Below are 24,401 nucleotides of genomic sequence, written 5' to 3'. Positions count from 1 at the left end.
GTTTGTTCGAGTTTGTGATATAATTAACATAATCAAAAACTAAATAACAGGAGGAAACTACTTATGAAAGCAGTTGTTGTAAATCCAGAGGGAACCAATGTCCAACTCATCGAAAATAAGGAACTTCGTCCTCTTGAAACAGGGGAAGCTCTCGTTGACATCGAATACTGCGGTGTCTGCCATACGGATTTGCACGTCGCGCATGGTGACTTTGGTAAGGTACCGGGCCGCGTTCTCGGACATGAAGGTATTGGTATTGTCAAAGAAATCGCTCCAGATGTAAAAAGTCTCAAAATCGGAGACCGCGTCAGTGTTGCATGGTTCTTTGAAGGCTGCGGCGCTTGTGAATACTGTACAACTGGCCGCGAAACCCTTTGCCGTACAGTAAAAAATGCTGGCTATTCTGTTGATGGTGGGATGGCAGAGCAATGTATCGTAACAGCTGACTACGCTGTCAAAGTCCCTGAAGGACTGGATCCTGCACAAGCTTCTTCTATCACTTGTGCCGGTGTAACGACCTACAAGGCTATCAAAGAAGCTCAGCTGCAACCAGGCCAATGGACAGTTATCTTTGGAGCAGGTGGATTGGGTAACCTAGCGGTTCAATATGCCAAGAAAGTCTTTAATGCCCATGTAGTCGCTGTTGATATCAACAATGACAAGCTCGCTCTGGCCAAAGAAGTTGGTGCTGACATCGTCATCAACGGTCATGAAGTTGATGATGTCGCTGCTCTTATCCAAGAAAAAACTGGCGGTGCGCATTCTGCCGTAGTAACAGCCGTTTCTAAAGTTGCCTTCAACCAAGCTGTTGACTCTGTTCGTGCTGGCGGTCGGGTAGTTGCCGTTGGATTGCCATCTGAAATGATGGACCTCAGCATTGTCAAAACCGTTTTAGATGGTATCCAAGTCATCGGTTCCCTCGTTGGTACTCGCAAGGACTTGGAAGAAGCCTTCCAGTTTGGTGCTGAAGGATTAGTGGCTCCCGTCATTCAAAAACGTCCTGTTTCAGATGCAGTGGATGTCTTTGACGAAATGGAAGCGGGTACCATTCAGGGACGTATGGTACTTGACTTCACACACTAATGTTTTAAAGCATGTCAGTCCCAACATTTACCTAACTCTTGGAAACGTATGATGGGCAGACTTGATATTATTTAGAAACTTTTGCCATTATAGAGGGAGACTAAAGACATAAGATGCGATTTTTTGTCTTTGGTCCTCCTCTTTCTTTTTTGATAAACAAACACTTTCTCAAACAAGATTCTTTTCTTTCATTTCAAAAGTCTCTTTCATATTATTTCAATATTTTTTCATATATTGACCTATTGTATTTTCTGTTTTCCTAATTTATTAAAACATTTCTATAGCTATGGTTTGCTTATACCTATATTTATCAGGTTTTCAGCAAATACTGACATTTTTGAAAGAAAAAGTTGTTTTTAGGAACAAACGCTTGCATTTTTCATGAAAACGTTTTATAATAAACTTGCCTTAAAGTTTTCTTAAAACTTAAGTCAAACATTTTATAAGGAGGAATGTCAATAATGAGTATCGGAATCATTATTGCTAGCCACGGTGAATTTGCTGCTGGTATTCATCAATCAGGTTCTATGATTTTCGGTGAGCAGGAAAANGTACAAGTTGTAACTTTCATGCCCAATGAAGGACCAGATGATCTCTATGCAAAGTTCAATGACGCTGTGGCTTCGTTTGATGCGGACGATGAAGTGTTGGTCTTGGCTGACCTTTGGAGTGGCTCTCCATTCAACCAAGCTAGCCGTGTCATGGGTGAAAATCCAGACCGCAAGTTCGCTATCATTACAGGCTTGAACCTGCCTATGCTGATTCAAGCTTATACAGAAAGGATGATGGATGCCAACGCTGGCGTTGAAGCTGTTGTTGCTAACATCATCAAAGAAGCCAAGGAAGGAGTCAAAGCTCTGCCTGAAGAGCTGAACCCTGCTGCTGAAGAAGCAAATGCTCCTGCTGCAGCTGCTCCAGTTGCCCAAGCAGCAATCCCTGAAGGGACTGTAATCGGTGATGGCAAGCTCAAAATCAACCTTGCCCGGATCGACACACGTTTGCTGCACGGTCAGGTAGCAACAGCTTGGACGCCAGATTCAAAAGCAGATCGTATTATTGTTGCTTCTGACTCAGTAGCTCAAGATGAACTTCGTAAAGAATTGATTAAGCAAGCTGCACCAGGTAATGTCAAAGCCAATGTAGTCCCAATTGACAAATTGATTGCTGTTTCAAAAGACCCTCGCTTTGGCAACACACATGCCTTGATTCTGTTTGAAACTCCTCAAGACGCCCTTCGTGCTGTTGAAGGCGGTGTGCCAATCAAGACCCTTAATGTTGGTTCCATGGCCCACTCAACTGGTAAAACGATGGTCAACAACGTACTGTCAATGGACAAGGAAGACGTTGCTACTTATGAAAAGCTGCGTGACCTTGGCGTTGAATTCGACGTACGTAAAGTACCAAATGACTCTAAAAAAGATTTGTTTGATTTGATTAAGAAAGCCAACGTGCAGTAGAATCAAACGTTTTGCTTTTATTAATTTACGAAAGGATTTAGAACATGTCTATTATTTCTATGGTTTTAGTAGTCTTTGTTGCCTTCTTAGCTGGTCTAGAAGGTATCTTAGACCAATTCCAATTCCACCAACCGCTGGTTGCTTGTACCTTGATTGGACTGGTAACTGGTAATTTGGCTGCCGGTGTTATGCTGGGTGGCTCTCTCCAGCTGATCGCTCTTGGCTGGGCTAATATCGGAGCTGCTGTAGCACCTGATGCCGCCCTCGCTTCTGTTGCCGCTGCCATCATTATGGTACTGGGTGGAGACTTCTCAAGCAAAGGAATCGCTGTAGCACAAGGTGTTGCAATTCCACTTGCTGTTGCTGGTCTCTTCTTGACTATGATTGTCCGTACTTTGTCAGTTGGTTTGGTTCACGGTGCAGATGCTGCTGCGAAAAAAGGAGACATTAAAGGAGTTGAACGCGCTCACTTTATCGCTCTTTTCATGCAAGGAGCACGTATTGCTATCCCGGCAGCACTTCTTTTGATGATTCCAGCTGAGTCTGTTAAATCTGCTCTTGAAGCTATGCCAGCTTGGCTATCAGAAGGTATGCAAATCGGTGGTGGTATGGTCGTAGCCGTTGGTTATGCCATGGTTATCAACATGATGGCAACTCGTGAAGTATGGCCATTCTTCGCTATTGGTTTCGCTTTGGCTGCTGTAAGCGAACTCACTCTGATTGCCCTCGGTGCAATTGGTGTCGCTATTGCTCTCATCTACCTTGCCCTGTCTAAAAAAGGCGGAAATGGTGGCGGTGGAGCAACAGCTTCATCTAACGATCCAATCGGCGATATCCTAGAAGACTACTAAGAAAGGAGACACACTATCATGACAGAATTAAATACTGTAAAACCTGATGAGTCAGGAAAATTGACTCTTTCAAAGGCTGACCGTCAAAAAGTTTGGTGGCGTTCTACTTTCTTGCAAGGTTCTTGGAACTACGAACGTATGCAAAACTTGGGCTGGGCTTATTCACTGATTCCAGCTATTAAGAAACTTTATACTAAAAAAGAAGATCAAGCTGCTGCTCTTGAGCGTCACTTGGAATTCTTCAACACTCACCCATATGTAGCAGCTCCAATCATCGGAGTTACACTTGCGCTTGAAGAAGAAAAAGCAAATGGTGCAGCAATTGACGATGCGGCTATCCAAGGGGTTAAAATCGGTATGATGGGACCTCTGGCTGGTATCGGAGACCCTGTCTTCTGGTTCACAGTTCGTCCTATCCTTGGAGCACTTGGTGCATCTCTTGCTTTGACTGGAAATATCATTGGTCCACTTATCTTCTTCTTAGCTTGGAATGCTATCCGGATGGCTTTCCTCTGGTACACACAAGAATTGGGCTACAAGGCTGGTTCTGAAATCACTAAGGACATGTCTGGTGGTATCCTCCAAGACATTACCAAAGGTGCTTCAATCCTAGGTATGTTTATCTTGGCTGTTCTGGTTGAGCGCTGGGTATCTATTAAGTTTGTCTTTAATGTTTCATCTGTTAAGCTAGATGATAAAGCATATATCCATTGGGACAAATTATCTAGTGGCTATAAGGGTATCCAAGAAGCCTTTGCTCAAGTAGGTCAAGGACTATCTCAAACCCCTGAAAAAGTTACAACTTTCCAACAAAACTTGGATTCCTTGATTCCTGGTTTGATGGGACTGCTTCTAACTTTCGCTTGTATGTGGTTGCTTAAGAAGAAAGTGTCCCCTATCACGATCATCATCGCCCTCTTCGTAGTTGGTGTACTAGCTCACGTTGCTGGTTTGATGTAATCAAAAAGAAGGTTTCGACCTTCTTTTTATTGTGGTATAATAGCTATATTATTTAAAAGGGAGTTACTCTATGGCACAGTCACAAAACAAAACAGTTAAGTTTAATACCACTGGCGTATCCTATCTTGGATTAGGCGGAAAGGTTGGGAAATTTCTAATCGGCGAGACAGCTCTGGAGTTTTATGCTGATGCCAATGTAGAAGATTATATTCAGCTGCCTTGGACTAGCATCACTACTATCGGTGCTAATGTTTCTGGCAAAAAAGTCAGCCGCCATTTTGAAATCTGGACTGACAAAGGAAAGTTTCTCTTTGCCTCCAAAGACTCTGGTAAGATTCTCAAAATTGCGCGAGAACATATCGGCAATGATAAGGTCGTTAGATTGCCGACTCTGTTACAAAAAATTGCTGGAATCTTTAAGAAGAAAAAATAGGGTTGAAAAAGTTTCTGCCCTATTTTTTATATTTCCGACTAAGACAAAACCAGCTTGTACCACCAAAATGGAGCTAGCACAAAAAATTGGAAAGTGAATCAGTCTGAGAATGCACTATTTCAGCCCCCTTGAAATAATGGGATGAAGTAAGCTGATATTATCAATGCAAGACCGCATCATTAGATTTTCAAAAAGGATAAACATCAGCTAAATTTTTCTCGAAAGTCCATGTCTTGACACCTTCAACATCACGGACATCTAGTTGTTTAAATCCGTTCTTTTTGTAAAAACGACAGTTGCTTTCTGTATGAGTAATCAAAGTAAGCCGCTGGCATTTCTCTTCTTTGGCAAGCAACTCAAGTCCTTTTGAGATAAAAAGACCACCAACTCCCTGCCCTTGATAATCAGGCAGCACACCCAGTAGTTCAAGATAAAGAGTTGAAACACTCCTTTTCTTAGCTTCTTTACTGCCCTCCCCAAAGACTTTTTGAAAGGCTAAAAGCTGGGGAATATATTGCCACATCCTCCATGCTCCTGCCCGCAAAAAGGAAAGTATACCGACAGGATGGTTACCGATCTTATGAATAGTAGCGACTGCCATAAGACGTCCGTCCACTTCAGCAAGTAGGCAAATATGATGACGCATCGCTGCCTTAACCATAACTGCATGCAATCTATTTAGAAAATCAATATAAGACTGACTGCTGCCAAAGAGAGGACGGAATTTTTCTCTGTAGATTTCATGCTCAGCAAAAGCAGCAGTTAAAACCGAGACTGCTGCAGCAAGATCCCTTTCATCTGCTCTTCTAAAACGAATCATGATAACTACCTCTTCAAATCTTTTCTGATAGTTTTTCTAAAAAAGCTTGACGTTTTTCAGCTGTAGACTGAGAAATATTCCCGAAATTCAACCAACGGCGCTGTCTAGCACCGATAGACTTAAAGGTATGTCCCAACATAGCTTTCTTGACGACGTCACCACAGAAATACTTAAGATAGAAGGTCGGTGCTGCAGAGGTAGTAATAGCCAATACCTCTTTAATATTGGTCAGACGACCAACTAACTGGCGAGTTTTGCTCTCCTCGTAAATCTTATTTTTCAAAAAGACCTTATCTTCAAATCCCTTGACAATAGCTGGCATATCCGCCCACCAGATAGGAAAAATCATGATAAGGCGGTCACAGGACGCAAGAGCTTCCTGATATTTTAAAACTAGTGGGTCTAGTGCCTGCCCCTTATTAAAAAGCGCTAGCTCTTCCTTGGTATAGACAGGATTAAAACCATCCTCATAGAGATCGACCAGTTCATAGGTCTGACCTTTCTTCTCCAACAAGTCCTGAACCTGCTCTAAAATAGCATGGTTAAAGCTTTTATCATAGGGATGTGCATAAACAATGAGATTTTTACTCATATTTGTAACCTCCTAGTAAATCATTGAACATTGAGCGATAAACTTCCTCATCAAAAGGCTCCAAGCCTTTAGCAATAAAATGCCCATAGCCTGTGATGAAGGTGTCCAGCTTGAGCAAAAGAATCTTTTTCTCTTTTTGACTCTCAATAGGCAGCCGATCCAGATAAACCACTGTCTTATTCCCGATTTCCAGAAGCTCACCTTTCCGGTAAGCCTCTGTCGCTACAGGGCTGAAAAAGAGAAAATCCATCATCTGACTGTTAGTTTCATATTCCGATAAAAGAAAGAGTCCTATCTGCCAAATGCAACCCAGAGGATCAGAGACTCCATCTAGATACTGCTCCTCTAAACGCTTAAGCTGCTTCTGGTTTTCCAAAAGACAGACCTGATAGTAAAGTTCCTCCTTATTCTCAAAAGCCTTGTAAAAAGCGCCAGTCGTAACCCCCAGCAGAGATGCCAGTTTCCTCAAGGGGATATTCTGATAGCCATACTCTCTGATAAGCTGGCTTGCCTTCTCAATCATACGGTCGCGCGTTGTTTGTTTTACCATAAGAACTCCTTTAGATAACTTCGTTACCTTTATTTAAAGATAACATAGTTATCTTTTTCTGTCAAGATTTTTCCTATCCTGGGATTTACATTTTCCATAAAATCCTGTATAATAGTCGAAACGGATAAGTACTATTGGGCACTTTTCAGAAAGTCTGCGGTGGCTGTGAGCAGATAAGGAGAAAATAGGAAATTCTACCGTTAGTTTAAAAATGAATAATTAAGCAAGTGCACTTTTGTGAAGTTGGATGGAACCGCGGCTATGCCGCTCCAACAGTTTCATAAAGTGCTTTTTATTTTTGGAGGTACCTATGTTAGATTTAAAACGCATCCGTACAGATTTTGATTCTGTCGCTGAAAAATTAGCTACACGAGGTGTTGACGCTGCTACCCTTAACCAAATGAAAAGCATTGACAAAGAACGTCGGGATTTGTTAGTCAAGGTCGAAGAACTCAAGGCTGAGCGCAATACTGTTTCTGCTGAAATTGCTCAAGCTAAACGCAACAAAGAAAATGCAGATGATAAGATTGCTGCCATGCAAAAACTCTCTGCTGAAGTCAAGAACTTAGACGCAACCTTGGCTGAGCTGGACGCTAAGTTGACTGAATTCACTACTACCCTGCCTAATATCCCGCATGAAAGTGTTCCTGTCGGAGCGGATGAAGACGAAAACGTCGAAGTTCGTCGCTGGGGTACACCGCGACAATTTGACTTTGAAGCTAAAGCTCACTGGGATTTGGGTGAAGAACTGGATATCTTAGACTGGGAGCGTGGAGCAAAAGTTACTGGTGCTCGTTTCCTCTTCTATAAGGGGCTGGGAGCTCGATTAGAGCGTGCTATCTACAACTTCATGCTGGACGAGCATGGCAAAGAAGGCTACACCGAAGTCATCACTCCTTACATGGTCAACCACGATTCTATGTTTGGGACTGGGCAATATCCTAAGTTCAAAGAAGATACCTTTGAGCTAAGCGATACCAACTTCGTTCTGATTCCGACTGCTGAAGTTCCACTGACCAACTATTATCGAGATGAAATTTTGGACGGAAAAGAATTGCCAATCTACTTCACAGCTATGAGCCCATCATTCCGCTCTGAAGCGGGCTCTGCTGGCCGTGACACGCGCGGTCTCATCCGTCTGCACCAATTCCACAAGGTTGAAATGGTTAAATTTGCCAAACCAGAAGAATCATATGAAGAGCTAGAAAAGATGACTGCCAACGCTGAAAACATCCTGCAAAAGCTTAATCTGCCTTACCGAGTTGTAGCACTCTGTACTGGAGATATGGGCTTCTCAGCAGCTAAGACTTACGACTTGGAAGTTTGGATTCCGGCTCAGAACACCTACCGTGAAATCTCTAGTTGCTCTAACACAGAAGATTTCCAAGCTCGTCGAGCTCAAATCCGCTACCGTGACGAAGCAGATGGTAAGGTCAAACTCCTTCATACTCTCAACGGTTCTGGACTGGCTGTCGGACGTACGGTGGCAGCTATCTTAGAGAATTACCAAAACGAAGATGGTTCTGTAACTATCCCAGAGGTTCTGCGTCCTTACATGGGTGGATTAGAAGTTATAGCGCCAAAATAAAAAGCAGATTATCCTGATACTTTGCCTGTATCACTAGGTCTGAATGCAGACTTATTTTGCTAAAATTAAAAAAATCCGAGTTCAACTCAGAGAAAATCAAAAACAGATTTTCAAAGAGTATCATCTCGGATTTTTTGTTATCTTTCTGGCTCGCAATGAGACTGTATAGTAAAAACAAACATAGAGGACGATTACGAAAGCTAGCAGAGCTTCTGCATGACTTAGCCAAACAAGCCATGTCCAACCTAGATAATCAAGTCCCAGTTTCAGAGCAAAAGCTGTATTGACAAGAGGAAAGGTCAAGGCTGACCAGCTAAGCTGAGGTCCCAGTCGGAAAATGCGAGGTAAAAGGCATAGGACCAAGAGATAAAAGGCCTGCGATAAGAGGAGCAGCAAGGCAACAAACCAGCCTTCTGCAGCAGAACTAGCCAGACGGATATAACTTCCCAGCAGGAGCGAGAAAGGTGCACAATAAATGGCCCACTGCGGCTTTAAAGTATCAGGCAGCCTTTGTGACCGCCTAGCTCTGTAAAATAAGGGATAGAGAATCAAACTCAGTAGCAGAGCAAAAAACCAAGCTACATAGCCTAAAAGCGGCTGATGAACCAAACCCTGAGTCAAGCTTGCCATGGCCAATCCAACATATAGGACCGTCCAGCTCGGGCTCAAAGATAATCCCTCGGCCTTAAACACATACTTCCAAGTAAAGATAGCTATTAGAAAAACATGCAGCAGCAAGGCTATATACCAAAGAAACTGGCTCACCAAAAATAAGCCAAGCTTGCTTAGGTAAGCAGCTAAGAGCATACTAGCCATAGGATAAGTCGCAAAGCTCGATAAGAAAGGGGCCTTTTGCAAATCTTGCCGATAGTCCGAAAATGACAGCACTAAAGCCAGTGTCAGATAAAGCCAAAGTATCAAAGCTAGACCATTCAAGAAGTGGAAAAAGATAGAATGGTAGTTCAGTAACAGATTACCTAGGCCAAATAGGCCAAGAATCAACCCAGATAAAAGAATGGGCGGTCGTTTGCTGTTCACGAAGCAACTCCTTTATAGTAATGTTTTGAAGTTCCTTTTCAATGACAGTCAAACATTTATTTGCCATCATTTCTATGAAACTTCTAAAATATGCCGCAGCTGGACTGCACTCGGTGAGACAATGGGAAGAAATGCTCCTTCGTTCCAACGACGGATAAAGCCAGAAGTCGAATTACTCAAATATCCTCTGCCTCCACTAGCCTGCAGCTCCAAGAGCAGACTTTGAGCTACCACATCAACTATATCAATTCGCAGCTGGAAGAGCTCCTTAGGACGTTCAACAAAATAACCAGGCTGGAGAAGACCTCTATAGAGCTGTTCCTGGATCGCAGTCAGAGCAGCCACTTGCTCCTCCCACTCCTCTCTCAAAATAGAGCGGACTGACAGATTAGCTTCAACCTCCTCCAAAGACTTCTCTGCTAGGCCAAGAGCCAGACCAAACTGATAACCTAGAAAAGCTGGGCGATTTTCTGCCAAAAAGGCCTGTGCATCTTGAGCGAGAATCCATTCCTTTTGCAAAGGCACATGATTAAAGGTCAGGGCAGCTGTATTTCCCCCTTGCAAGGATACAAACTCTAAATCCGCTGAACGGGAAAAATTCTTTGCGTCAGATGGCACAGCCAGAACCAGCGGCTGGTGGCTCCCATCTTCGAAACCAGCAACAAATATGCTGAGGAAGCGATCCGCACGAGCATTGGTTACCCAAGGCAGACGCCCCTTGAGATAAAGCTGCCCATCTTCTTCCACAATAGAGACATTTAACTCTTCTAAGTCCGACAGGAATTTGACAGCATTGGACAGGGCTGTCGCACCTGCATATTCCCCTGACAGGAGCCCTTCCAAATAGTGGTCTCTAAAGTAGGGATTAGGAGATTTTAAAATGTTATCAATAAAGGTCCTTTGCCCCCAAGAGATAAAGGAAGCGGTCAAAGAATGGTGAGCCAGCTCCTTGAGCACTTCAATCACATCCGTATCATTGCCACCTCGGCCTCCCAGCTCTTCTGGAACGCCAACCCGAAAGGACCCTTCAGCGGCGATACGCTCAATCAGTTGGTTACCCGCTGCACAGGATTCTTTGTCAATTTGGTCAGCATGGTCATCCAACCAGTTGATAAACTCTTCTGAAAAAAATGTCATTTGCCACCTCCTCAAAGACTAGGCATAAGGCTGCAATTCCGGATTAATTGGTGTGTTGGCCAGATTATTGGCATAATTGCAAAGGGTCGCAAGGCTGACACCTAGAACTACATCCAGAGCATTCTCATGTGTATAGCCCGCTTCTAAGAAATCTGCCAAAGCCTCATCTCCGACCCGTCCCTTAGTATTAATGACAGCAATGGTAAATTTAGCAAGCGTATCTAGCTTCGGATCTGTATCAATCGGAGTACGATTGCGCAGAGCCTCCAAAAGATCATCATTCATTTGAATCTGCTTGATTGAAAAGGCTGTATGGCCCGCTACACAGAAAGCACAGCCATTGGTAACTGCAGCCGTAATCTGCACTACTTCACGCTCAGTTGGTGTTAGGCTGTTACGGCGATTGATAGCTCCAACCGTCCGATATGTTTCCAAAGCCGTTGGCGCATTGGCTAAAAGACCTATAAGATTGGGAATGTAGCCACCGTTATCTTTTTGAACAGTTTCCAGGACTTCTTTTACCTCAGCTGGTGCGGACTCAATCGTGTGGATAGTAAATTCTGACATATGAAACCTCATTTCTTTTAATTAGAAACTATCTTAACATAGGACCAATAGCTTGTATAATATATATTTTATATAAGTCCTATAAAGAGAATATAATGCGATTTTTCAAACTAAAATATATTTCCCTCGTGAGGTAGCTCCACATCAATTCCAAACAAGAATCCGAAACGAGAAAAAGAAGCCTTTTGGCTTCGATTTTTTAATATTTCCTGAATCTCTGATAGCGATTTTCCAGTAATTGCTCCAAGGGTAGCTGAGACAGACTATTCAACTCAGCAACAATTTCTTCTTTCACTGCAGCCAGTAATTCATGGTTGTTAAAGCCTCTTTCAGGAATGACCTTATCCACCACTTCCATCTGCAAGAGCTCGTGTGAAGTAATTTTCATAAGCTCTGCTGCTTCCATAGCGCGGCTGCCGTCTTTCCAGAGGATAGAAGCAAAGCCTTCTGGACTTAGAACTGCATACATAGAGTTTTCCAGCATCCAGACCTTGTCTGCTACAGCCAAAGCCAAGGCACCACCTGAGCCACCTTCACCAATGATGATGGCAATAATCGGTACTTTGAGATTGCTCATTTCCATCAAGTTACGGGCAATAGCTTCCCCTTGGCCACGTTCCTCAGCACCGACACCAGGATAAGCACCTGCCGTATTAATAAAAGTTACCACAGGACGGCCAAATTTTTCCGCCTGCTTCATGAGGCGCAGAGCCTTGCGGTAGCCTTCTGGATGCGGCTGACCAAAGTTTCGGCGCAAATTATCCTGCAAATTGCGTCCCTTTTGAATACCGACCACCGTTACAGGCTGACCGTTTAGCGTCCCAATACCGCCAATCACCGCACCGTCATCTCGAAAAGAGCGATCCCCATGCAACTCGACGAAGTTATCAAAAATTCCTTGTGCAAAATCCAGCGCAGTCAAACGAGCCTGATCACGCGCTTCTTTAATAATCCGAGTGATTTTTGTCATGCTTGACCTCCATGGAATGCTAATAAGGTAGCAAGTGTATCTCTCATGTCACCACGCTTGACGATGGCATCTACAAAACCATGCTCCATGAGAAATTCAGCCTTTTGAAAATCATCTGGTAGCTTCTCACGGACTGTGGATTCAATGACCCGACGCCCCGCAAATCCAACTAGAGCCTGTGTTTCAGCCAGAATAATATCGCCTTCCATAGCGAAAGAGGCTGTAACACCACCAGTTGTCGGATCTGTCAAGACAGTCAGATAGAAGAGTCCTGCTGCAGAGTGACGCTGAACAGCCGCAGAGACCTTAGCCATCTGCATCAAGCTCATAATTCCCTCCTGCATGCGGGCACCGCCAGAAGCCGTAAACAGCACTACTGGCAATTTATGCTCTGTCGCATACTCAAAGAGACGGGTAATCTTTTCACCCACAACTGTCCCCATAGAAGCCATGATAAAGTTTGAATCCATGATTCCAAGAGCCGTTTTATGCCCCTTGATGCTAGCTGTTCCAGTCAGAACCGCCTCATCAAGTCCCGTCTTCTCACGGGTAAGAGCCAATTTTTCTTGATAATTAGGGAAGTTCAGAGGATCCTTGGTTTCAATTCCAGTGAACATCTCCTCAAAACTATTCTCATCTACGGTTAGGTTTAAGCGCTCATGAGCAGAAATACGGAAATTATAGCCACAGTTAGGACACACACTGTCATTTCCAAGATCTTTTTGGTAAATGGTATGCTTACAACCTGGGCATTTCGAAAAGAGTTCGTCTGGTACCTCAGGCTTTGCTTGAGGCTTTTCCCGACTCGCTCGATTAGGATTGATACGGATATATTTATCCTTCTTTGAAAACAAAGCCATCGTTTACGTCTTCTCCTTTTCAAGATTTTATACTCAGGCACATCAAACTGCAATAGCCACTGTCTTTCGAGTTTACAGAGCAGCTCTTACATGTCGTATCTATTGTTTCTCTTGATAAGCCGGAAGGAACTTCTCCATGAGAAAGGCTGTGTCATAATCACCAGCAATTACATTAGAATCTGAGATTAAGTCCAGTTGGAAGCCACTATTGGTCACAACACCGTCAATTTCTAGTTCATAGAGTGCACGTTGCATCTTCATCAGAGCATCAAATCGGTTTTCCCCGTGAACAATTATCTTCGCAATCATGCTATCGTAGTAAGGCGGGATGGTATAGCCAGGATAGACGGCTGAATCCACGCGCAGACCCACTCCACCGCTTGGCAGATAAACATTTGAAATCTTACCTGGACTCGGTGCAAAGTTAAAGGCTGGATTTTCAGCATTGATCCGACACTCAATCGCATGCCCTCGGATTTCAACATCATCCTGACTGAAGGACAGCTCTTGACCGTTTGCAATCTTAATCTGCTCTTTTACAATATCCACACCGGTAACAAACTCGGTGACTGGATGCTCAACCTGCACCCGAGTGTTCATCTCCATAAAGTAGAATTCACCCTTGGCTTCATCAAGCAGAAACTCAATCGTTCCGGCATTTTCATAGCCGACAGACTGAGCAGCCCGAACAGCTGCTTCACCAATCTGCTGACGCAGGGTTTTCCCAATCGCCACAGATGGACTTTCTTCCAGCACCTTCTGATTATTACGCTGCAAAGAGCAATCCCGCTCGCCCAAGTGGACCACATGCCCCTGCTGATCTGCCAAAATCTGCACTTCAATATGGCGCGCTGGATAGATGACTCGCTCCATATACATGGCACCATTACCAAAGGCTGCTTTTGCTTCGCTAGAAGCAGACTCAAAGGCCGCTACTAAATCCTCAGCCTTTTCAACCTTACGAATGCCCTTGCCGCCGCCACCAGCAGAAGCTTTAAGCATGACTGGATAACCAATCTTTTCGGCAACTTCCAAAGCTTCTTCAGAGGTATGAACTTCTCCATCAGAACCTGGGATAACCGGCACTTTCGCCTTAATCATCTGAGCCCGAGCATTAATCTTGTCCCCCATCAAGTCCATGACAGCACCTGAAGGCCCAATAAACTTAATGCCGACTTCTTCGCACATGGTCGCAAATTTAGAGTTTTCGCTCAAAAAACCAAAACCAGGATGTATGGCTTCCGCACCTGTCAGAACAGCAGCAGACAGGACAGCGTTCATATTCAGATAAGAATCAGTGGATTTGGCTGGACCGATACAGACAGCCTCATCCGCCAGTAAGGTATGGAGTGCTTCCTTGTCAGCCGTTGAATGGACGGCTACCGTATCAATTCCCAACTCGCGGGCTGCACGAATAATTCTGACCGCAATTTCCCCACGGTTAGCAATTAAAATTTTACGAAACATGGTGAAAGCTCCTTTTATCTACTGGCCAATCGCAAAGGTCAAGGTACCGCTGGCTGCAAGTTTTCCATCAACTTCTGCTTTCGCCTCTACAACCGCAATCGTTCCGCGGCGCTTGACAAACTTAGCTGTCATAATCAGTTGATCACCTGGTACAACTTGCTTCTTGAACTTAACCTTGTCCATGCCAGCATAGAAGACCAGTTTGCCCTTATTTTCTTCTTTGGACAATTCCAGCACACCGGCAGTTTGAGCCAGAGCTTCCATAATCAAAACACCTGGCATAACAGGATATTGAGGAAAATGGCCGTTAAAGAAAGGCTCATTGACTGTCACATTTTTCAGAGCGACAATCTCATCTTCACTAACTTCCAAAACGCGGTCTACCAAAAGCATCGGATAGCGGTGCGGAAGTGCTTCTTTTATTGCATTGATATCAATCATTTGATGCGTACCAGCCCTTTCCCAAATTCAACCATTTCTTCATTCTGAACCAGAATTTCTGTAACCAGACCATCTTTAGGTGCTGGAACTTCATTCATGACCTTCATCGCTTCAATAATCATCAGGGTTTGACCTTTTTTAACTTGGTCTCCAACAGATACAAACGGCGGCTTGTCTGGACCAGCTGCTAAGTAAGCCACACCAACCAAAGGACTTTCCACAACATCACCTTCAGCAGCAGGTGCCGGAGCTTCTGAAACTGCTTCTGGCTCTGCAGGCGGAGCTGCTTGAGGAGTTGGCTCAATCACAGGCACACTCGCAGCCTGCAAAGGTGCAGCAATTGGAGCTGCACTGGCTGTTGGAACTGGAGCCTGACCTTCATTCTTACTAAAAGTCAGTTCATCGCTCTGATTTTTGTAAGAAAACTCACGCAGACTAGACTGGTCAAACTGCGCCATTAAATCTTTAATTTCGTTGATATTCATAGGTTTTTAAGCCTCCCAGCGTTTAAAGGCAAGAACGGCATTGTGCCCGCCAAAGCCAAATGTATTGGAAATCGCATAAGGGATTTCCTGTTCCTTACCTTGACCGTAAATAACGTTGGCTTCAATATAGTCTGGCAACTCTGTTGTACCAGCTGTTTTCGGCACATAGCTATGACGCATTGCTTCAATCGTTGCAATAGCCTCAACTGCGCCCGCCGCTCCGAGCAGGTGTCCTGTAAAGGATTTGGTTGAAGACACCGCTACATCTTTACCAAAGACAGAAACAATGGCTCCGCTTTCACCTTTTTCGTTAGCAGGGGTCGATGTACCGTGAGCATTGACATAAGCCACATCTTTTGGCTCAATTTCAGCTTCTTCAACCGCTTGTTTGATCGCCTTGATAGCTCCCAAACCTTCTGGATGCGGAGAAGTCATATGGTAAGCGTCACAAGTATGACCGTATCCTACCACCTCAGCCAAGATAGTAGCTCCGCGTTTCTCAGCATGTTCCAAACTTTCCAGAACCAGCATACCAGAACCTTCACCCATGACAAAGCCATTGCGGTCCTTATCAAAAGGAATAGAAGCGCGCTTAGGATCTTCTGTGGTAGAAAGAGCAGTCAGGGCTTGGAAACCAGCAATCGCAAATGGTGTAATAGAAGCTTCTGAACCACCGACCAGCATTACATCTTGATAGCCAAATTTAATTGAGCGGAAAGCTTCACCAATCGCATCGTTTGCTGAGGCACAGGCTGTATTGACCGACTTACAGATACCATTGGCTCCAAAGCGCATAGCCACATTTCCTGCCCCCATATTTGGCAGGGCTTTTGGCAAGGTCAAAGGTTTGATACGTTTAGGACCTTTTTCATGCAAGCGAACAACCTGCTCTTCAATTTCCTGAATCCCGCCGATACCTGAGGCCACAATGACACCAAAGCGATCCTTATCCAGCGTATCTACATCTAAGTGAGCATTATTCACCGCTTCTTGAGAGGCATAAAGCGCATAAAGAGTGTAATTATCATAACGGTTGGTATCCTTTTTGACAAAATATTTATCAAATGGAAAATCCTGAATTTCCGCCGCATTGTGAACACTGTATTCACTATGATCAAATTTAGTAATTGGACCGATTCCAATATTGCCTTCTTTTAAATTATTCCAGAATTCTTCTGGAGTATTCCCGATAGGTGAAGTTAAACCGTATCCTGTTACAACAACTCGATTAAGTTTCATATTGAGCTCCTTTATTTAGATGAATCAACTGATTTTCTACTCGTTAATATTCAAAAACTGTGACTTACTGCATAGTAAAGCCGCCATCAATCGTGATGACTTGACCCGTCAGATATTCTTGACCCGCCAAGAAGAGAGCAACATCTGCTACTTCTTCTGGAGTACCAAAACGCTTCATTGGAATGAGTGCCAGAGACGCTTCCTTAATTTTTTCTGGGAGCACATCTGTCATATCAGATGCGATAAAGCCAGGGGCAATGCAGTTGACACGGATATTACGCGCTTCCACTTCACGGGCTACTGACTTAGAAAAACCAATCAGACCGGCCTTGGAAGCTGCATAGTTTGCCTGACCGATATTTCCAGCCAAACCAACGACACTCGATAGGTTGATAATAGCACCCTGACGAGCTTTTGTCATCGGTTTCAGGACTGATTGTGTCATATTGAATGTTCCAGTCAAGTTCACTTTCAGCACCTGCTCAAAATCTTCTTCCGTCATTTTCAGCATCAGCTTATCACGTGTAATACCAGCGTTATTGACCAATACATCCACAGACCCCAGAGCCACAACAGCTTCTTCCACTATCCGCTGGGCATCTTCAGCTTTAGACACATCCCCAATAACAGCTACGACTTTACCAGAATATCCTGCAAATTCAGCCAAAATATCATCAGAAATCCCACTTAGTCCGTTTAAGATAACATTGGCTCCAACACTGGCAAATTTATGCGCAATTGCCAGCCCAATCCCACGAGCAGACCCTGTAATTAACACATTCTTGTTTTGTAATTCCATGATGATTCCTCATTATTTTTCTAGAAGAGAATTCAAACTTTCTACATCTTCAACTTGGCGTACATCCGCAGATTTATCAATTTTCTTAATAAAACCAGATAGAACTTTGCCAGGACCAATTTCGACAAACTCAGTCACACCAGCTTCCTGCATTTTAGCAATGCTGTCATAGAAACGCACTGGCTCCATTACCTGACGAGTCAAAAGCTCTTTGACTCTCTCTTTTTCCATCACAGTTGCTTCTGTATTTCCGACTAATGGCCGTACAAAATCTGAAAACTCAACTGTTTCCAAGACTTCTGCCAATCGTTGGCTGGCTGGCTTTAAAAGCGCTGTATGGAAAGGTCCGGATACATTGAGCGGGATTAAGCGCTTGACACCGGCATCTTTCAAAAGCTCCACCGCCTTATCTACTGCCGCCACTTCTCCACCGATAACGATTTGACTAGGCGTATTATAGTTAGCTGGTGAGACTACACCAATAGCGCTTGCTTCCTGACAGACCTCTTCGATGAGAGAAACTTCTGAATTTAAAACTGCGACCATTTTCCCAGAACCTGCTGGAGCTGCCTCTTCCATGAAGCTACCCCGCTTAGCGACCAAGGCCACTGCTGTCTTAAAATCAAGAGCACCAGCAGCTACCAAGGCAGAATATTCTCCAAGTGAGAGACCTGCTACCATATCAGGCTCGATTCCCTTATCAGCCAAGAGGCGATAAATAGCTACTGAAGTCGTTAAAATAGCCGGTTGCGTGTAGCGAGTTTGATTGAGCTTTTCCTCATCCTGATCGATCAAAGCTCGGACATCATAGCCTAGAACTTGGCTAGCCTCATCAAAAGTTGACCGAACAAGCTCATACTGATCATAAAGCTCGCGCCCCATTCCAAGGTACTGCGCTCCTTGACCGGCAAAGAGAAAGGCTCTTTTAGTCATTTCTAGTTACTCCTGCCCAACGTTTTGCTTCCTGCTGAATCTTCTCAGCAGCACCATAGTAGATATCTTTGAGGATTTCTTCGACTGTCTCTTCCTTACTGATTAAACCAGCAATTTGACCAGACATGACGGAACCATTTTCCACATCTCCGCGAACAACCGCATTAGCCAAAGCACCAGCTCCAAGATTTTCAAAAACAGTCAAATCTGGATTTTCTTGCTTGAAGGCTTCTTTTTCTGCCTTTTCGAAATCACGCGTCAGCTTATTCTTAATAGCACGAACCGCATGGCCGAAATGCTGGGCAGAGATAGTTGTATCAATATCGCGAGCCTTCAAAATCATGTTCTTATAGTTTTGATGGGCATTGGATTCCTTAGCAACGACAAAGCGTGTTCCGACCTGAACGGCCTCCGCTCCTAGCATAAATCCAGCCGCAGCCCCAGAACCATCCGCAATACCACCTGCAGCGATAACCGGAATGCTAACTGCTTCTGCAACCTGACGAACCAAGGACATGGTTGTCAATTTCCCGATGTGCCCACCGGCTTCCATTCCTTCTGCAATGACTGCATCCGCACCGATTTTTTCCATCCGCTTAGCCAAGGCTACACTTGGCACTACAGGGATAACTGTAATCCCTGCTTCATGGAAACGAGCCATGTGCTTGCTTGGATTACCCGCACCAGTCGTTACTACTTTTACTCCCTCTTCAATGACGAGATCCACAATATCGTCTGCAAAAGGAGAAAGAAGCATGATATTAACCCCGAAAGGACGGTCTGTTAAAGACTTAATCTTATCAATATTAGCCTTTACCACTTCTTTAGGTGCATTTCCGCCACCGATGATACCAAGACCGCCAGCTTTTGAAACCGCGCCAGCCAAGTCACCATCAGCAACCCAGGCCATCCCGCCTTGGAAAATAGGATAATCAATATTCAATAATTCTGTAATACGTGTTTGCATAATACCTTCCTTTTATCATTGCTTAAGTAATAGCTTGATCTCAAACTATCACATACTCGATGTATTTTCTTTACTTTGACAGTCAAACTATTACCTAAACAAGAGAGAATATCTTTCGATACTCTCAGTTACTTGCTTATTTAGTTTTTTCTTCTACATAAGCAACCAAATCACCAACCGTGTTCAAACCTTCTTCAGTTTCGATTTGGATGTCAAATGCATCTTCAATTTCTGAAATCACTTGGAATAAGTCCAATGAATCTGCTTCAAGATCATCGAAAGTTGACTCAAGAGTAACTTCTGATGGCTCTTTGCCAAGTTCTTCAACGATAATTTCTTGTACTTTTTCAAATACTGCCATGGATAGACTCCTTTAAAAATAAAATATTTTTTATCATGTGTTTCCACTTGATTAACTAAATTGTAACAATAAGCGTGCCCCATGTCAAACCTCCACCGAAACCTGACATCAAAATTGTCTGATTTCCGTTCAGTTTGATCAGCCCTTGCTCGACACACTCAGATAATAAAATCGGGATGCTAGCTGCACTAGTATTGCCATATTCCATCATGTTAGCCGGAAGTTTCTCCCGAGCAACACCAAGCTTCTTAGCCATTTTATCCAAAATACGGATATTGGCCTGATGCAGCAACAGAAAATCCAAATCTTCCACTGAAAGCTGACTGCTTTCGATGGTTTCTTTGATAGAACGAGCAACATCACGAATAGCAAAGTCGAAAATAGCTCTACCGTCCATTGTCAGATAAGGCTGATTCTCACCTTTTTCAGAAAAAGGTGAAGACAAACCGATTTTTCCGCAGGTCAGACTATCTCCGCGTGATCCGTCCGTAAACTGACTTTCTGCCAAAAAATGCTGTTCTGAAGCACTTTCCAACAGGACACCGCCAGCACCATCTCCGAAGAGAACAGCCGTTGAACGATCCGACCAATCTACCGTCTTAGAAAGGGTCTCACTACCTATGATCAGACCTTTTTGATAACGGCCAGAAGAAATTAATTTTTCCCCAGTTGATAAGGCGAAGATAAAGCCACTGCAGGCCGCCGTCAGATCAAAGGCAAATGCATTCTTGGCCCCAATATTGGCCTGTACTCTCGCAGCAGTTGAAGGCATTAAAGAATCCGGCGTAATGGTGGCAACAATGATAAAGTCCAGGTCTTGAGCAGAAGTCCCTGACTTTTGCAGCAAATTCTCTGCAACTTTTGTCGCTAAATCACTGGTCGTTTCATCTGACGATAAATGGCGGTTTTTAATCCCAGTTCGACTTGAAATCCACTCATCACTGGTATCCATAATCTCGGCCAGATCATCATTGCTGACAACCTGACGGGGAGCATAATGAGCCACCTGGCTAATCTTAGCATAGTTCATTATTTCAAATCCTCTAGGAAACTATATAAATTTTGCAGGCCCTTTTGCATCACTTGTCTCTCTTCTGGACTCATCCCATCAACTACCTGCATGACCATGCGGTTGTGGAATCGCTTGTGAAGACGATACAAAAGCCGTCCATTCTTTGTCAAATTCAGATGCACCACGCGACGGTCAACTTCCGACCGACGCCGCTCAATATAACCCTTACGCTCCAGATTATTCAAACTGGTCGTAACAGTTCCCAAGGTAACCATCAATTCTCGTGATATATCACTTGGAGTAGCATTTGGGGTTGTACCGATGACATCTATCGTATGCATTTCCTTAATAGAGACGTCGTTGAAGCGACTGCTTCTTAGGCTCGATTCTTCAATAACCAAGACATTATTGAAAATAGACGTTAAGTAATCATTTACTAACTGAAAATTCAAAACCAACCCTCCTTAAGAAAATACTTTGACAATCAAATTTTATCAGATGGAAAAACAATTTGCAAGCTTTTTTGAAAATTAATTTGATTTTCAAATATTTTTGTAAACAACTTGCAAAATAAGCAACCTTGAACCAATACATTATTTACCTGTGAAGTTTGGACGACGCTTCTCAGAGTATGCCCGAACTCCCTCTTTGAAATCTTCTGTGAAAGCCAGCGATTTCTGAAGCTCCAATTCTAGCTCAGCATACTCAGACCAGCCGCCAAACAAACTCTTCCAGACCATTTCTTTCATGGCTCTGTAAGAATTAAGAGAACCGCGTTTCAGCTTCTTCAGCAACTGTTCCGTTGTTTTTTCCAACTTTTCTGCTTCACAGACTTTATAAAGCAAGCCGTAATCCAGAGCTTTCTCTGCAGTCAGAGCTTCCCCAGTCATAACCAGATGGGTCGCCCGAGTCACCCCGATAGCACGAGTCAGTAAGTAAAGACCGCCAGCATCTGGCGCCAGACCAACACCGACAAAGGCCTGAATGAAACGGGATTTTTCAGTGGCAATACAGAAATCTGCTGCAACGACCATATTAGCAGCCGCACCAGCAACTGGGCCATCAACACTCATTATGACAGGCTTAGGAAGACGTTTCATAGCAAAAGAAATATCGTTCACCAGTTCTGCGATTTTCACCAAGGATTGGACATCATCATCACTGACAGCTCTCTGCATCTCAGCCAAATCCCCGCCCACTGAAAAAACCTTACCATTTGCATTGATAACTAAAAATTTGACGGACTCATCCTTAGCAGCAAGTTCAATAGCCTCTAAAATTTCCTCACACATAGGAATATTAAAGCCATTTGAAACTTCAGGACGATTGAAAGTAATCGTTGCCACCTCATCTGCTACATGATAGAGAATTCCATTAAATGTCATTTCAGCTCCATTCCCGACCCGATCTCAAATCAGCCGTTTTGTTTTATTCTTAAATAATTTGATATTCAAATTATAAACAACTTATATTTTATCATAAAATATAAAAGAAAGGAAATAAAAAATGGGAAAAATTAGATGGTCTTCAAATTTGAAGTGTAAAAGTAGTAATTTGGATAAAAATAGTATAAAAACCGCGTTTGAATAATTTTCAGAATTTTGTTATAATTTTTAAAATAAGATAGGAGAACCTATGAAAGTTGTAAAATTTGGCGGAAGTTCACTGGCTTCTGCGACTCAATTAGAAAAAGTTTTGAATATCGTCAAATCTGATCCTGAACGTCGATTTGTTGTAGTATCAGCGCCAGGAAAACGCCATGATGACGATATCAAAGTAACCGATGCTCTGATTAAATATTACCGAGAGTACATAGCAGGAAATGATGTCACACCAAACCAACAGTGGATTATCAATCGCTATGCAGATATGGTGGCAGAACTAGGTTTGAAACCAAAAGTTCTGGAGAAAATTTCCAAAAGCATCACAAGCCTTGCAACTTTGCCAATTGAAGATAATGCATTTCTTTATGATACTTTCCTTGCAGCAGGAGAAAACAACAACGCTAAATTAATTGCAGCATATTTCAGTCAAAATGGCGTTCCAGCTAGCTACGTGCATCCGAGAGAAGCAGGACTCGTCGTTTCCAGTGAGCCTGGCAATGCAAGAATTCTTCCTTCCAGCTATGATAAGATTGAAGAACTCAACAATTCTGATGAAGTTCTAGTTATTCCTGGTTTCTTTGGTGTAACTCAAGATGGACAAATCTGTACTTTCTCTCGCGGAGGTTCTGATATTACGGGCTCTATCATTGCTGCGGGAGTCAAAGCAGATGTCTATGAAAACTTTACTGATGTTGACGGAATCTTTGCTGCCCATCCCGGCATCGTTCACAAACCACATTCCATTCCTGAGCTAACCTATCGGGAAATGCGTGAATTGGCCTACGCTGGCTTTACAGTTCTCCATGATGAAGCTCTGCTTCCAGCTTACCGCGGCAAAATCCCGCTGGTTATTAAAAATACCAACAATCCAGAACATCCTGGAACACAAATTGTTCATAAACATAGCAAGGATCACCTCCCGGTCGTTGGGATTGCTGGAGATGCAGGCTTTGTCAGCATTAACATGTCCAAGTACCTGATGAACAGAGAAATCGGCTTTGGTAGACGTGTCCTTCAAATTCTAGAAGATTTGAATATTGGTTGGGAGCACATGCCTACAGGAATTGATGACCTTTCCATTATCTTGCGCGAGCGCGAATTAACTCCTATCAAAGAGGAAGAAATCCTTCGCCAGCTTGTTCAAAAAGCAGAGGTTGATCATGCAGAAATCGAACACAACCTTTCCATTATCATGATTGTCGGCGAAAAAATGAAAAGCCATATCGGGGTTACTGCCACTGCAACTAAAGCTCTTTCAGAAAATAACATCAACATTCAAATGATGTCCCAAGGCTCAAGCGAAGTATCCATCATGTTTGTTGTTGAAAAAAATCAAGAAAAAGCTGCTATTCGTGCACTTTACCGAGCTTTCTTTGAACCCCAAACTCTAAAGTAAGTCCAGATTTAGAAACCATTTTTATCAAACAAACTCTGATCAAAAAAGCAGAAACTAGTCACTGACTAACTTCTGCTTTTTTCATTCAACTATAAAGAATACAAAGTCAAACTTTAGAATACACTAAGAACTAATAGAAGTTTCATAGCTCATCAATAAGACTATAGAATACCTTGTCTCCAGTATATTCTATCACTAAAAATAAAAAGAGGTAAAAACCTCTTTGAAACTCCGCCAGTAGGACTCGAACCTACGACATCATGATTAACAGTCATGCGCTACTACCAACTGAGCTATGGCGGATAAGTGCCAAGCGACTTCCATATCTCACAGGGGGCAACCCCCAACTACTTCCGGCGTTCTAGGGCTTAACTGCTGTGTTCGGCATGGGTACAGGTGTATCTCCTAGGCTATCGTCACTTAACTATTGAATTAACTTCCCTGTCCTCTCAGACAAGACTTGTCAACTCAAAATTGAATACAATATCAAATCTCACATTTCTCTAAACCATTCGCTGCACTCTGATGAATCTCTTATTCTAGGATAAGTCCTCGAGCGATTAGTATTAGTCCGCTCCATGTGTCACCACACTTCCACTTCTAACCTATCAACCTGATCTTCTCTCAGGGCTCTTACTAACTTGCGTTATGGGAAATCTCATCTTGAGGTGGGTTTCACACTTAGATGCTTTCAGCGTTTATCCCTTCCCTACATAGCTACCCAGCGATGCTCTTGGCAGAACAACTGGTACACCAGCGGTAAGTCCACTCTGGTCCTCTTCTGGTCCTCT

26 protein-coding genes, 1 tRNA gene and 2 rRNA genes are annotated in these 24,401 nt (G+C 43.4%); 7 read left to right on the top strand and 22 right to left on the bottom strand.

Translation table 11 applies throughout. The annotated features are described in order from the left end of the window. The first annotated feature begins 63 nt into the window (after window positions 1–63). From adhP to D8886_RS08645, 5 genes are all read left to right on the top strand, one after another. The gene (gene adhP / locus D8886_RS08665; RefSeq protein ID WP_125435147.1) at window positions 64–1,083 is read left to right on the top strand and encodes an alcohol dehydrogenase AdhP; all 1,020 of its coding nucleotides are present in this window, start codon (window positions 64–66) and stop codon (window positions 1,081–1,083) included. Window positions 1,084–1,544: 461 nt separating this feature from the next. Beyond that, window positions 1,545–2,540: a PTS sugar transporter subunit IIB gene (locus D8886_RS08660; RefSeq protein WP_185761284.1), complete on the top strand. Its 996-nt coding sequence runs from the start codon at window positions 1,545–1,547 to the stop codon at window positions 2,538–2,540. Between the two features lie 44 nt (window positions 2,541–2,584). After that, on the top strand, window positions 2,585–3,391 hold the full coding sequence (locus tag D8886_RS08655) for a PTS mannose/fructose/sorbose transporter subunit IIC (RefSeq protein WP_002893578.1): 807 nt from the start codon (window positions 2,585–2,587) through the stop codon (window positions 3,389–3,391). An 18-nt stretch (window positions 3,392–3,409) separates the two neighbouring features. After that, window positions 3,410–4,351, top strand: a complete 942-nt coding sequence (locus D8886_RS08650) for a PTS system mannose/fructose/sorbose family transporter subunit IID (protein WP_002893579.1) — start codon at window positions 3,410–3,412, stop codon at window positions 4,349–4,351. 70 nt (window positions 4,352–4,421) lie between these two features. Continuing rightward, entirely contained in the window at window positions 4,422–4,784 is a 363-nt protein-coding gene (locus D8886_RS08645) for a DUF956 family protein (protein WP_002901358.1), read from the top strand. A gap of 187 nt (window positions 4,785–4,971) precedes the next feature. Here the strand turns inward: D8886_RS08645 and D8886_RS08635 are convergent, their stop codons facing one another. Genes D8886_RS08635 through D8886_RS08625 form a run of 3 tightly spaced genes read right to left on the bottom strand, consistent with a single transcriptional unit; the run spans window position 4,972 to window position 6,746 of the window. Continuing rightward, window positions 4,972–5,604 carry a GNAT family N-acetyltransferase gene (locus tag D8886_RS08635; RefSeq protein WP_002901360.1) on the bottom strand — a complete coding sequence of 211 codons (633 nt, stop codon included), beginning with the start codon at window positions 5,602–5,604 and terminating at the stop codon, window positions 4,972–4,974. Window positions 5,605–5,617: 13 nt separating this feature from the next. After that, window positions 5,618–6,196 carry an NAD(P)H-dependent oxidoreductase gene (locus tag D8886_RS08630; protein WP_002901362.1) on the bottom strand — a complete coding sequence of 193 codons (579 nt, stop codon included), beginning with the start codon at window positions 6,194–6,196 and terminating at the stop codon, window positions 5,618–5,620. Further along, complete coding sequence (locus D8886_RS08625) at window positions 6,189–6,746, bottom strand: TetR/AcrR family transcriptional regulator (RefSeq protein WP_002901364.1); 558 nt, start codon at window positions 6,744–6,746, stop codon at window positions 6,189–6,191. Before D8886_RS08625 ends, D8886_RS08630 begins: the two co-directional genes overlap by 8 nt. Window positions 6,747–7,056: 310 nt before the next feature. Between D8886_RS08625 and serS the strand changes: the two genes are divergently transcribed. After that, complete coding sequence (serS, locus tag D8886_RS08620; protein WP_125435142.1) at window positions 7,057–8,334, top strand: serine--tRNA ligase; 1,278 nt, start codon at window positions 7,057–7,059, stop codon at window positions 8,332–8,334. Between the two features lie 120 nt (window positions 8,335–8,454). Here serS and D8886_RS08610 read toward each other — a convergent pair whose 3' ends face one another. The 16 genes from D8886_RS08610 to D8886_RS08535 all read right to left on the bottom strand — a co-directional run bounded on the left by D8886_RS08610 (window position 8,455) and on the right by D8886_RS08535 (window position 21,995). Then, window positions 8,455–9,372 carry a TDT family transporter gene (locus D8886_RS08610; protein WP_125435140.1) on the bottom strand — a complete coding sequence of 306 codons (918 nt, stop codon included), beginning with the start codon at window positions 9,370–9,372 and terminating at the stop codon, window positions 8,455–8,457. 72 nt (window positions 9,373–9,444) lie between these two features. Then, a complete protein-coding gene (locus tag D8886_RS08605) occupies window positions 9,445–10,509 on the bottom strand; it encodes an acyl-CoA dehydrogenase family protein (protein ID WP_002925828.1) in 1,065 nt (354 codons plus the stop codon). A gap of 18 nt (window positions 10,510–10,527) precedes the next feature. After that, the gene (locus D8886_RS08600) at window positions 10,528–11,076 is read right to left on the bottom strand and encodes a carboxymuconolactone decarboxylase family protein (protein WP_009659051.1); all 549 of its coding nucleotides are present in this window, start codon (window positions 11,074–11,076) and stop codon (window positions 10,528–10,530) included. 199 nt (window positions 11,077–11,275) lie between these two features. Next, window positions 11,276–12,046 (bottom strand): acetyl-CoA carboxylase carboxyl transferase subunit alpha, encoded by a 771-nt coding sequence (locus D8886_RS08595; RefSeq protein WP_125435138.1) that lies wholly within the window; start codon window positions 12,044–12,046, stop codon window positions 11,276–11,278. Beyond that, window positions 12,043–12,906 carry an acetyl-CoA carboxylase, carboxyltransferase subunit beta gene (gene accD, locus D8886_RS08590; protein WP_002901174.1) on the bottom strand — a complete coding sequence of 288 codons (864 nt, stop codon included), beginning with the start codon at window positions 12,904–12,906 and terminating at the stop codon, window positions 12,043–12,045. The genes D8886_RS08595 and accD overlap by 4 nt, the downstream gene beginning before the upstream one ends. Window positions 12,907–13,005: 99 nt before the next feature. Continuing rightward, entirely contained in the window at window positions 13,006–14,373 is a 1,368-nt protein-coding gene (locus tag D8886_RS08585; protein WP_125435136.1) for an acetyl-CoA carboxylase biotin carboxylase subunit, read from the bottom strand. 18 nt (window positions 14,374–14,391) lie between these two features. Further along, window positions 14,392–14,814, bottom strand: coding sequence for a 3-hydroxyacyl-ACP dehydratase FabZ (gene fabZ, locus D8886_RS08580; RefSeq protein ID WP_002896886.1), 423 nt, complete (start codon window positions 14,812–14,814; stop codon window positions 14,392–14,394). Next, a complete protein-coding gene (accB, locus tag D8886_RS08575; protein WP_125435134.1) occupies window positions 14,811–15,299 on the bottom strand; it encodes an acetyl-CoA carboxylase biotin carboxyl carrier protein in 489 nt (162 codons plus the stop codon). Before accB ends, fabZ begins: the two co-directional genes overlap by 4 nt. Before the next feature lie 6 nt (window positions 15,300–15,305). Then, window positions 15,306–16,538 (bottom strand): beta-ketoacyl-ACP synthase II, encoded by a 1,233-nt coding sequence (gene fabF, locus D8886_RS08570; protein ID WP_002901177.1) that lies wholly within the window; start codon window positions 16,536–16,538, stop codon window positions 15,306–15,308. A gap of 64 nt (window positions 16,539–16,602) precedes the next feature. Then, entirely contained in the window at window positions 16,603–17,337 is a 735-nt protein-coding gene (fabG, locus tag D8886_RS08565; RefSeq protein ID WP_125435132.1) for a 3-oxoacyl-[acyl-carrier-protein] reductase, read from the bottom strand. A gap of 12 nt (window positions 17,338–17,349) precedes the next feature. Beyond that, entirely contained in the window at window positions 17,350–18,270 is a 921-nt protein-coding gene (gene fabD, locus D8886_RS08560) for an ACP S-malonyltransferase (protein WP_125435130.1), read from the bottom strand. Continuing rightward, entirely contained in the window at window positions 18,263–19,237 is a 975-nt protein-coding gene (gene fabK, locus D8886_RS08555) for an enoyl-[acyl-carrier-protein] reductase FabK (RefSeq protein WP_002893610.1), read from the bottom strand. The genes fabD and fabK overlap by 8 nt, the downstream gene beginning before the upstream one ends. Before the next feature lie 136 nt (window positions 19,238–19,373). After that, window positions 19,374–19,598, bottom strand: a complete 225-nt coding sequence (locus tag D8886_RS08550) for an acyl carrier protein (protein WP_002893611.1) — start codon at window positions 19,596–19,598, stop codon at window positions 19,374–19,376. Window positions 19,599–19,653: 55 nt separating this feature from the next. Next, a complete protein-coding gene (locus D8886_RS08545) occupies window positions 19,654–20,628 on the bottom strand; it encodes a beta-ketoacyl-ACP synthase III (RefSeq protein ID WP_125435128.1) in 975 nt (324 codons plus the stop codon). Further along, complete coding sequence (gene fabT / locus D8886_RS08540; protein WP_002901186.1) at window positions 20,628–21,062, bottom strand: fatty acid biosynthesis transcriptional regulator FabT; 435 nt, start codon at window positions 21,060–21,062, stop codon at window positions 20,628–20,630. Before fabT ends, D8886_RS08545 begins: the two co-directional genes overlap by 1 nt. Before the next feature lie 141 nt (window positions 21,063–21,203). Then, window positions 21,204–21,995: an enoyl-CoA hydratase gene (locus D8886_RS08535; protein WP_125435126.1), complete on the bottom strand. Its 792-nt coding sequence runs from the start codon at window positions 21,993–21,995 to the stop codon at window positions 21,204–21,206. Window positions 21,996–22,245: 250 nt separating this feature from the next. Here D8886_RS08535 and D8886_RS08530 point away from each other — a divergent pair, with 250 nt between their 5' ends. Beyond that, window positions 22,246–23,610, top strand: coding sequence for an aspartate kinase (locus D8886_RS08530; RefSeq protein WP_125435124.1), 1,365 nt, complete (start codon window positions 22,246–22,248; stop codon window positions 23,608–23,610). A gap of 229 nt (window positions 23,611–23,839) precedes the next feature. Here D8886_RS08530 and D8886_RS08525 read toward each other — a convergent pair. The 3 genes from D8886_RS08525 to D8886_RS11735 form a co-directional block, all read right to left on the bottom strand. Beyond that, a tRNA-Asn gene (locus D8886_RS08525) sits at window positions 23,840–23,913 on the bottom strand. Window positions 23,914–23,918: 5 nt separating this feature from the next. Then, a 5S ribosomal RNA gene (gene rrf, locus D8886_RS08520) occupies window positions 23,919–24,034 on the bottom strand. A gap of 116 nt (window positions 24,035–24,150) precedes the next feature. Then, a 23S ribosomal RNA gene (locus D8886_RS11735) occupies window positions 24,151–24,401 on the bottom strand; the annotation flags it as partial.

It is taken from the genome of Streptococcus sanguinis (assembly GCF_003943655.1).
In the GTDB taxonomy this organism is placed as follows: Bacteria; Bacillota; Bacilli; order Lactobacillales; family Streptococcaceae; genus Streptococcus; species Streptococcus sanguinis_F.
The sequence above is the reverse complement of the archived record's forward strand: the minus strand, read 5'-3'. Positions and strand labels throughout refer to the sequence as shown.

Coding starts and splice junctions, on each gene's coding strand:
- serS (WP_125435142.1), top strand. CDS start 7,057: ATGTTAGATTTAAAACGCATCCGTACAGATTTTGATTCTGTCGCTGAA.
- fabF (WP_002901177.1), bottom strand. CDS start 16,538: ATGAAACTTAATCGAGTTGTTGTAACAGGATACGGTTTAACTTCACCT.
- D8886_RS08545 (WP_125435128.1), bottom strand. CDS start 20,628: ATGAACTATGCTAAGATTAGCCAGGTGGCTCATTATGCTCCCCGTCAG.
- D8886_RS08530 (WP_125435124.1), top strand. CDS start 22,246: ATGAAAGTTGTAAAATTTGGCGGAAGTTCACTGGCTTCTGCGACTCAA.
- fabG (WP_125435132.1), bottom strand. CDS start 17,337: ATGGAATTACAAAACAAGAATGTGTTAATTACAGGGTCTGCTCGTGGG.
- D8886_RS08585 (WP_125435136.1), bottom strand. CDS start 14,373: ATGTTTCGTAAAATTTTAATTGCTAACCGTGGGGAAATTGCGGTCAGA.
- D8886_RS08630 (WP_002901362.1), bottom strand. CDS start 6,196: ATGAGTAAAAATCTCATTGTTTATGCACATCCCTATGATAAAAGCTTT.
- accB (WP_125435134.1), bottom strand. CDS start 15,299: ATGAATATCAACGAAATTAAAGATTTAATGGCGCAGTTTGACCAGTCT.
- D8886_RS08605 (WP_002925828.1), bottom strand. CDS start 10,509: ATGACATTTTTTTCAGAAGAGTTTATCAACTGGTTGGATGACCATGCT.
- D8886_RS08535 (WP_125435126.1), bottom strand. CDS start 21,995: ATGACATTTAATGGAATTCTCTATCATGTAGCAGATGAGGTGGCAACG.
- D8886_RS08625 (WP_002901364.1), bottom strand. CDS start 6,746: ATGGTAAAACAAACAACGCGCGACCGTATGATTGAGAAGGCAAGCCAG.
- D8886_RS08635 (WP_002901360.1), bottom strand. CDS start 5,604: ATGATTCGTTTTAGAAGAGCAGATGAAAGGGATCTTGCTGCAGCAGTC.
- accD (WP_002901174.1), bottom strand. CDS start 12,906: ATGGCTTTGTTTTCAAAGAAGGATAAATATATCCGTATCAATCCTAAT.
- fabZ (WP_002896886.1), bottom strand. CDS start 14,814: ATGATTGATATCAATGCAATAAAAGAAGCACTTCCGCACCGCTATCCG.
- D8886_RS08550 (WP_002893611.1), bottom strand. CDS start 19,598: ATGGCAGTATTTGAAAAAGTACAAGAAATTATCGTTGAAGAACTTGGC.
- D8886_RS08650 (WP_002893579.1), top strand. CDS start 3,410: ATGACAGAATTAAATACTGTAAAACCTGATGAGTCAGGAAAATTGACT.
- adhP (WP_125435147.1), top strand. CDS start 64: ATGAAAGCAGTTGTTGTAAATCCAGAGGGAACCAATGTCCAACTCATC.
- D8886_RS08645 (WP_002901358.1), top strand. CDS start 4,422: ATGGCACAGTCACAAAACAAAACAGTTAAGTTTAATACCACTGGCGTA.
- fabK (WP_002893610.1), bottom strand. CDS start 19,237: ATGCAAACACGTATTACAGAATTATTGAATATTGATTATCCTATTTTC.
- fabD (WP_125435130.1), bottom strand. CDS start 18,270: ATGACTAAAAGAGCCTTTCTCTTTGCCGGTCAAGGAGCGCAGTACCTT.
- D8886_RS08595 (WP_125435138.1), bottom strand. CDS start 12,046: ATGACAAAAATCACTCGGATTATTAAAGAAGCGCGTGATCAGGCTCGT.
- D8886_RS08655 (WP_002893578.1), top strand. CDS start 2,585: ATGTCTATTATTTCTATGGTTTTAGTAGTCTTTGTTGCCTTCTTAGCT.
- D8886_RS08600 (WP_009659051.1), bottom strand. CDS start 11,076: ATGTCAGAATTTACTATCCACACGATTGAGTCCGCACCAGCTGAGGTA.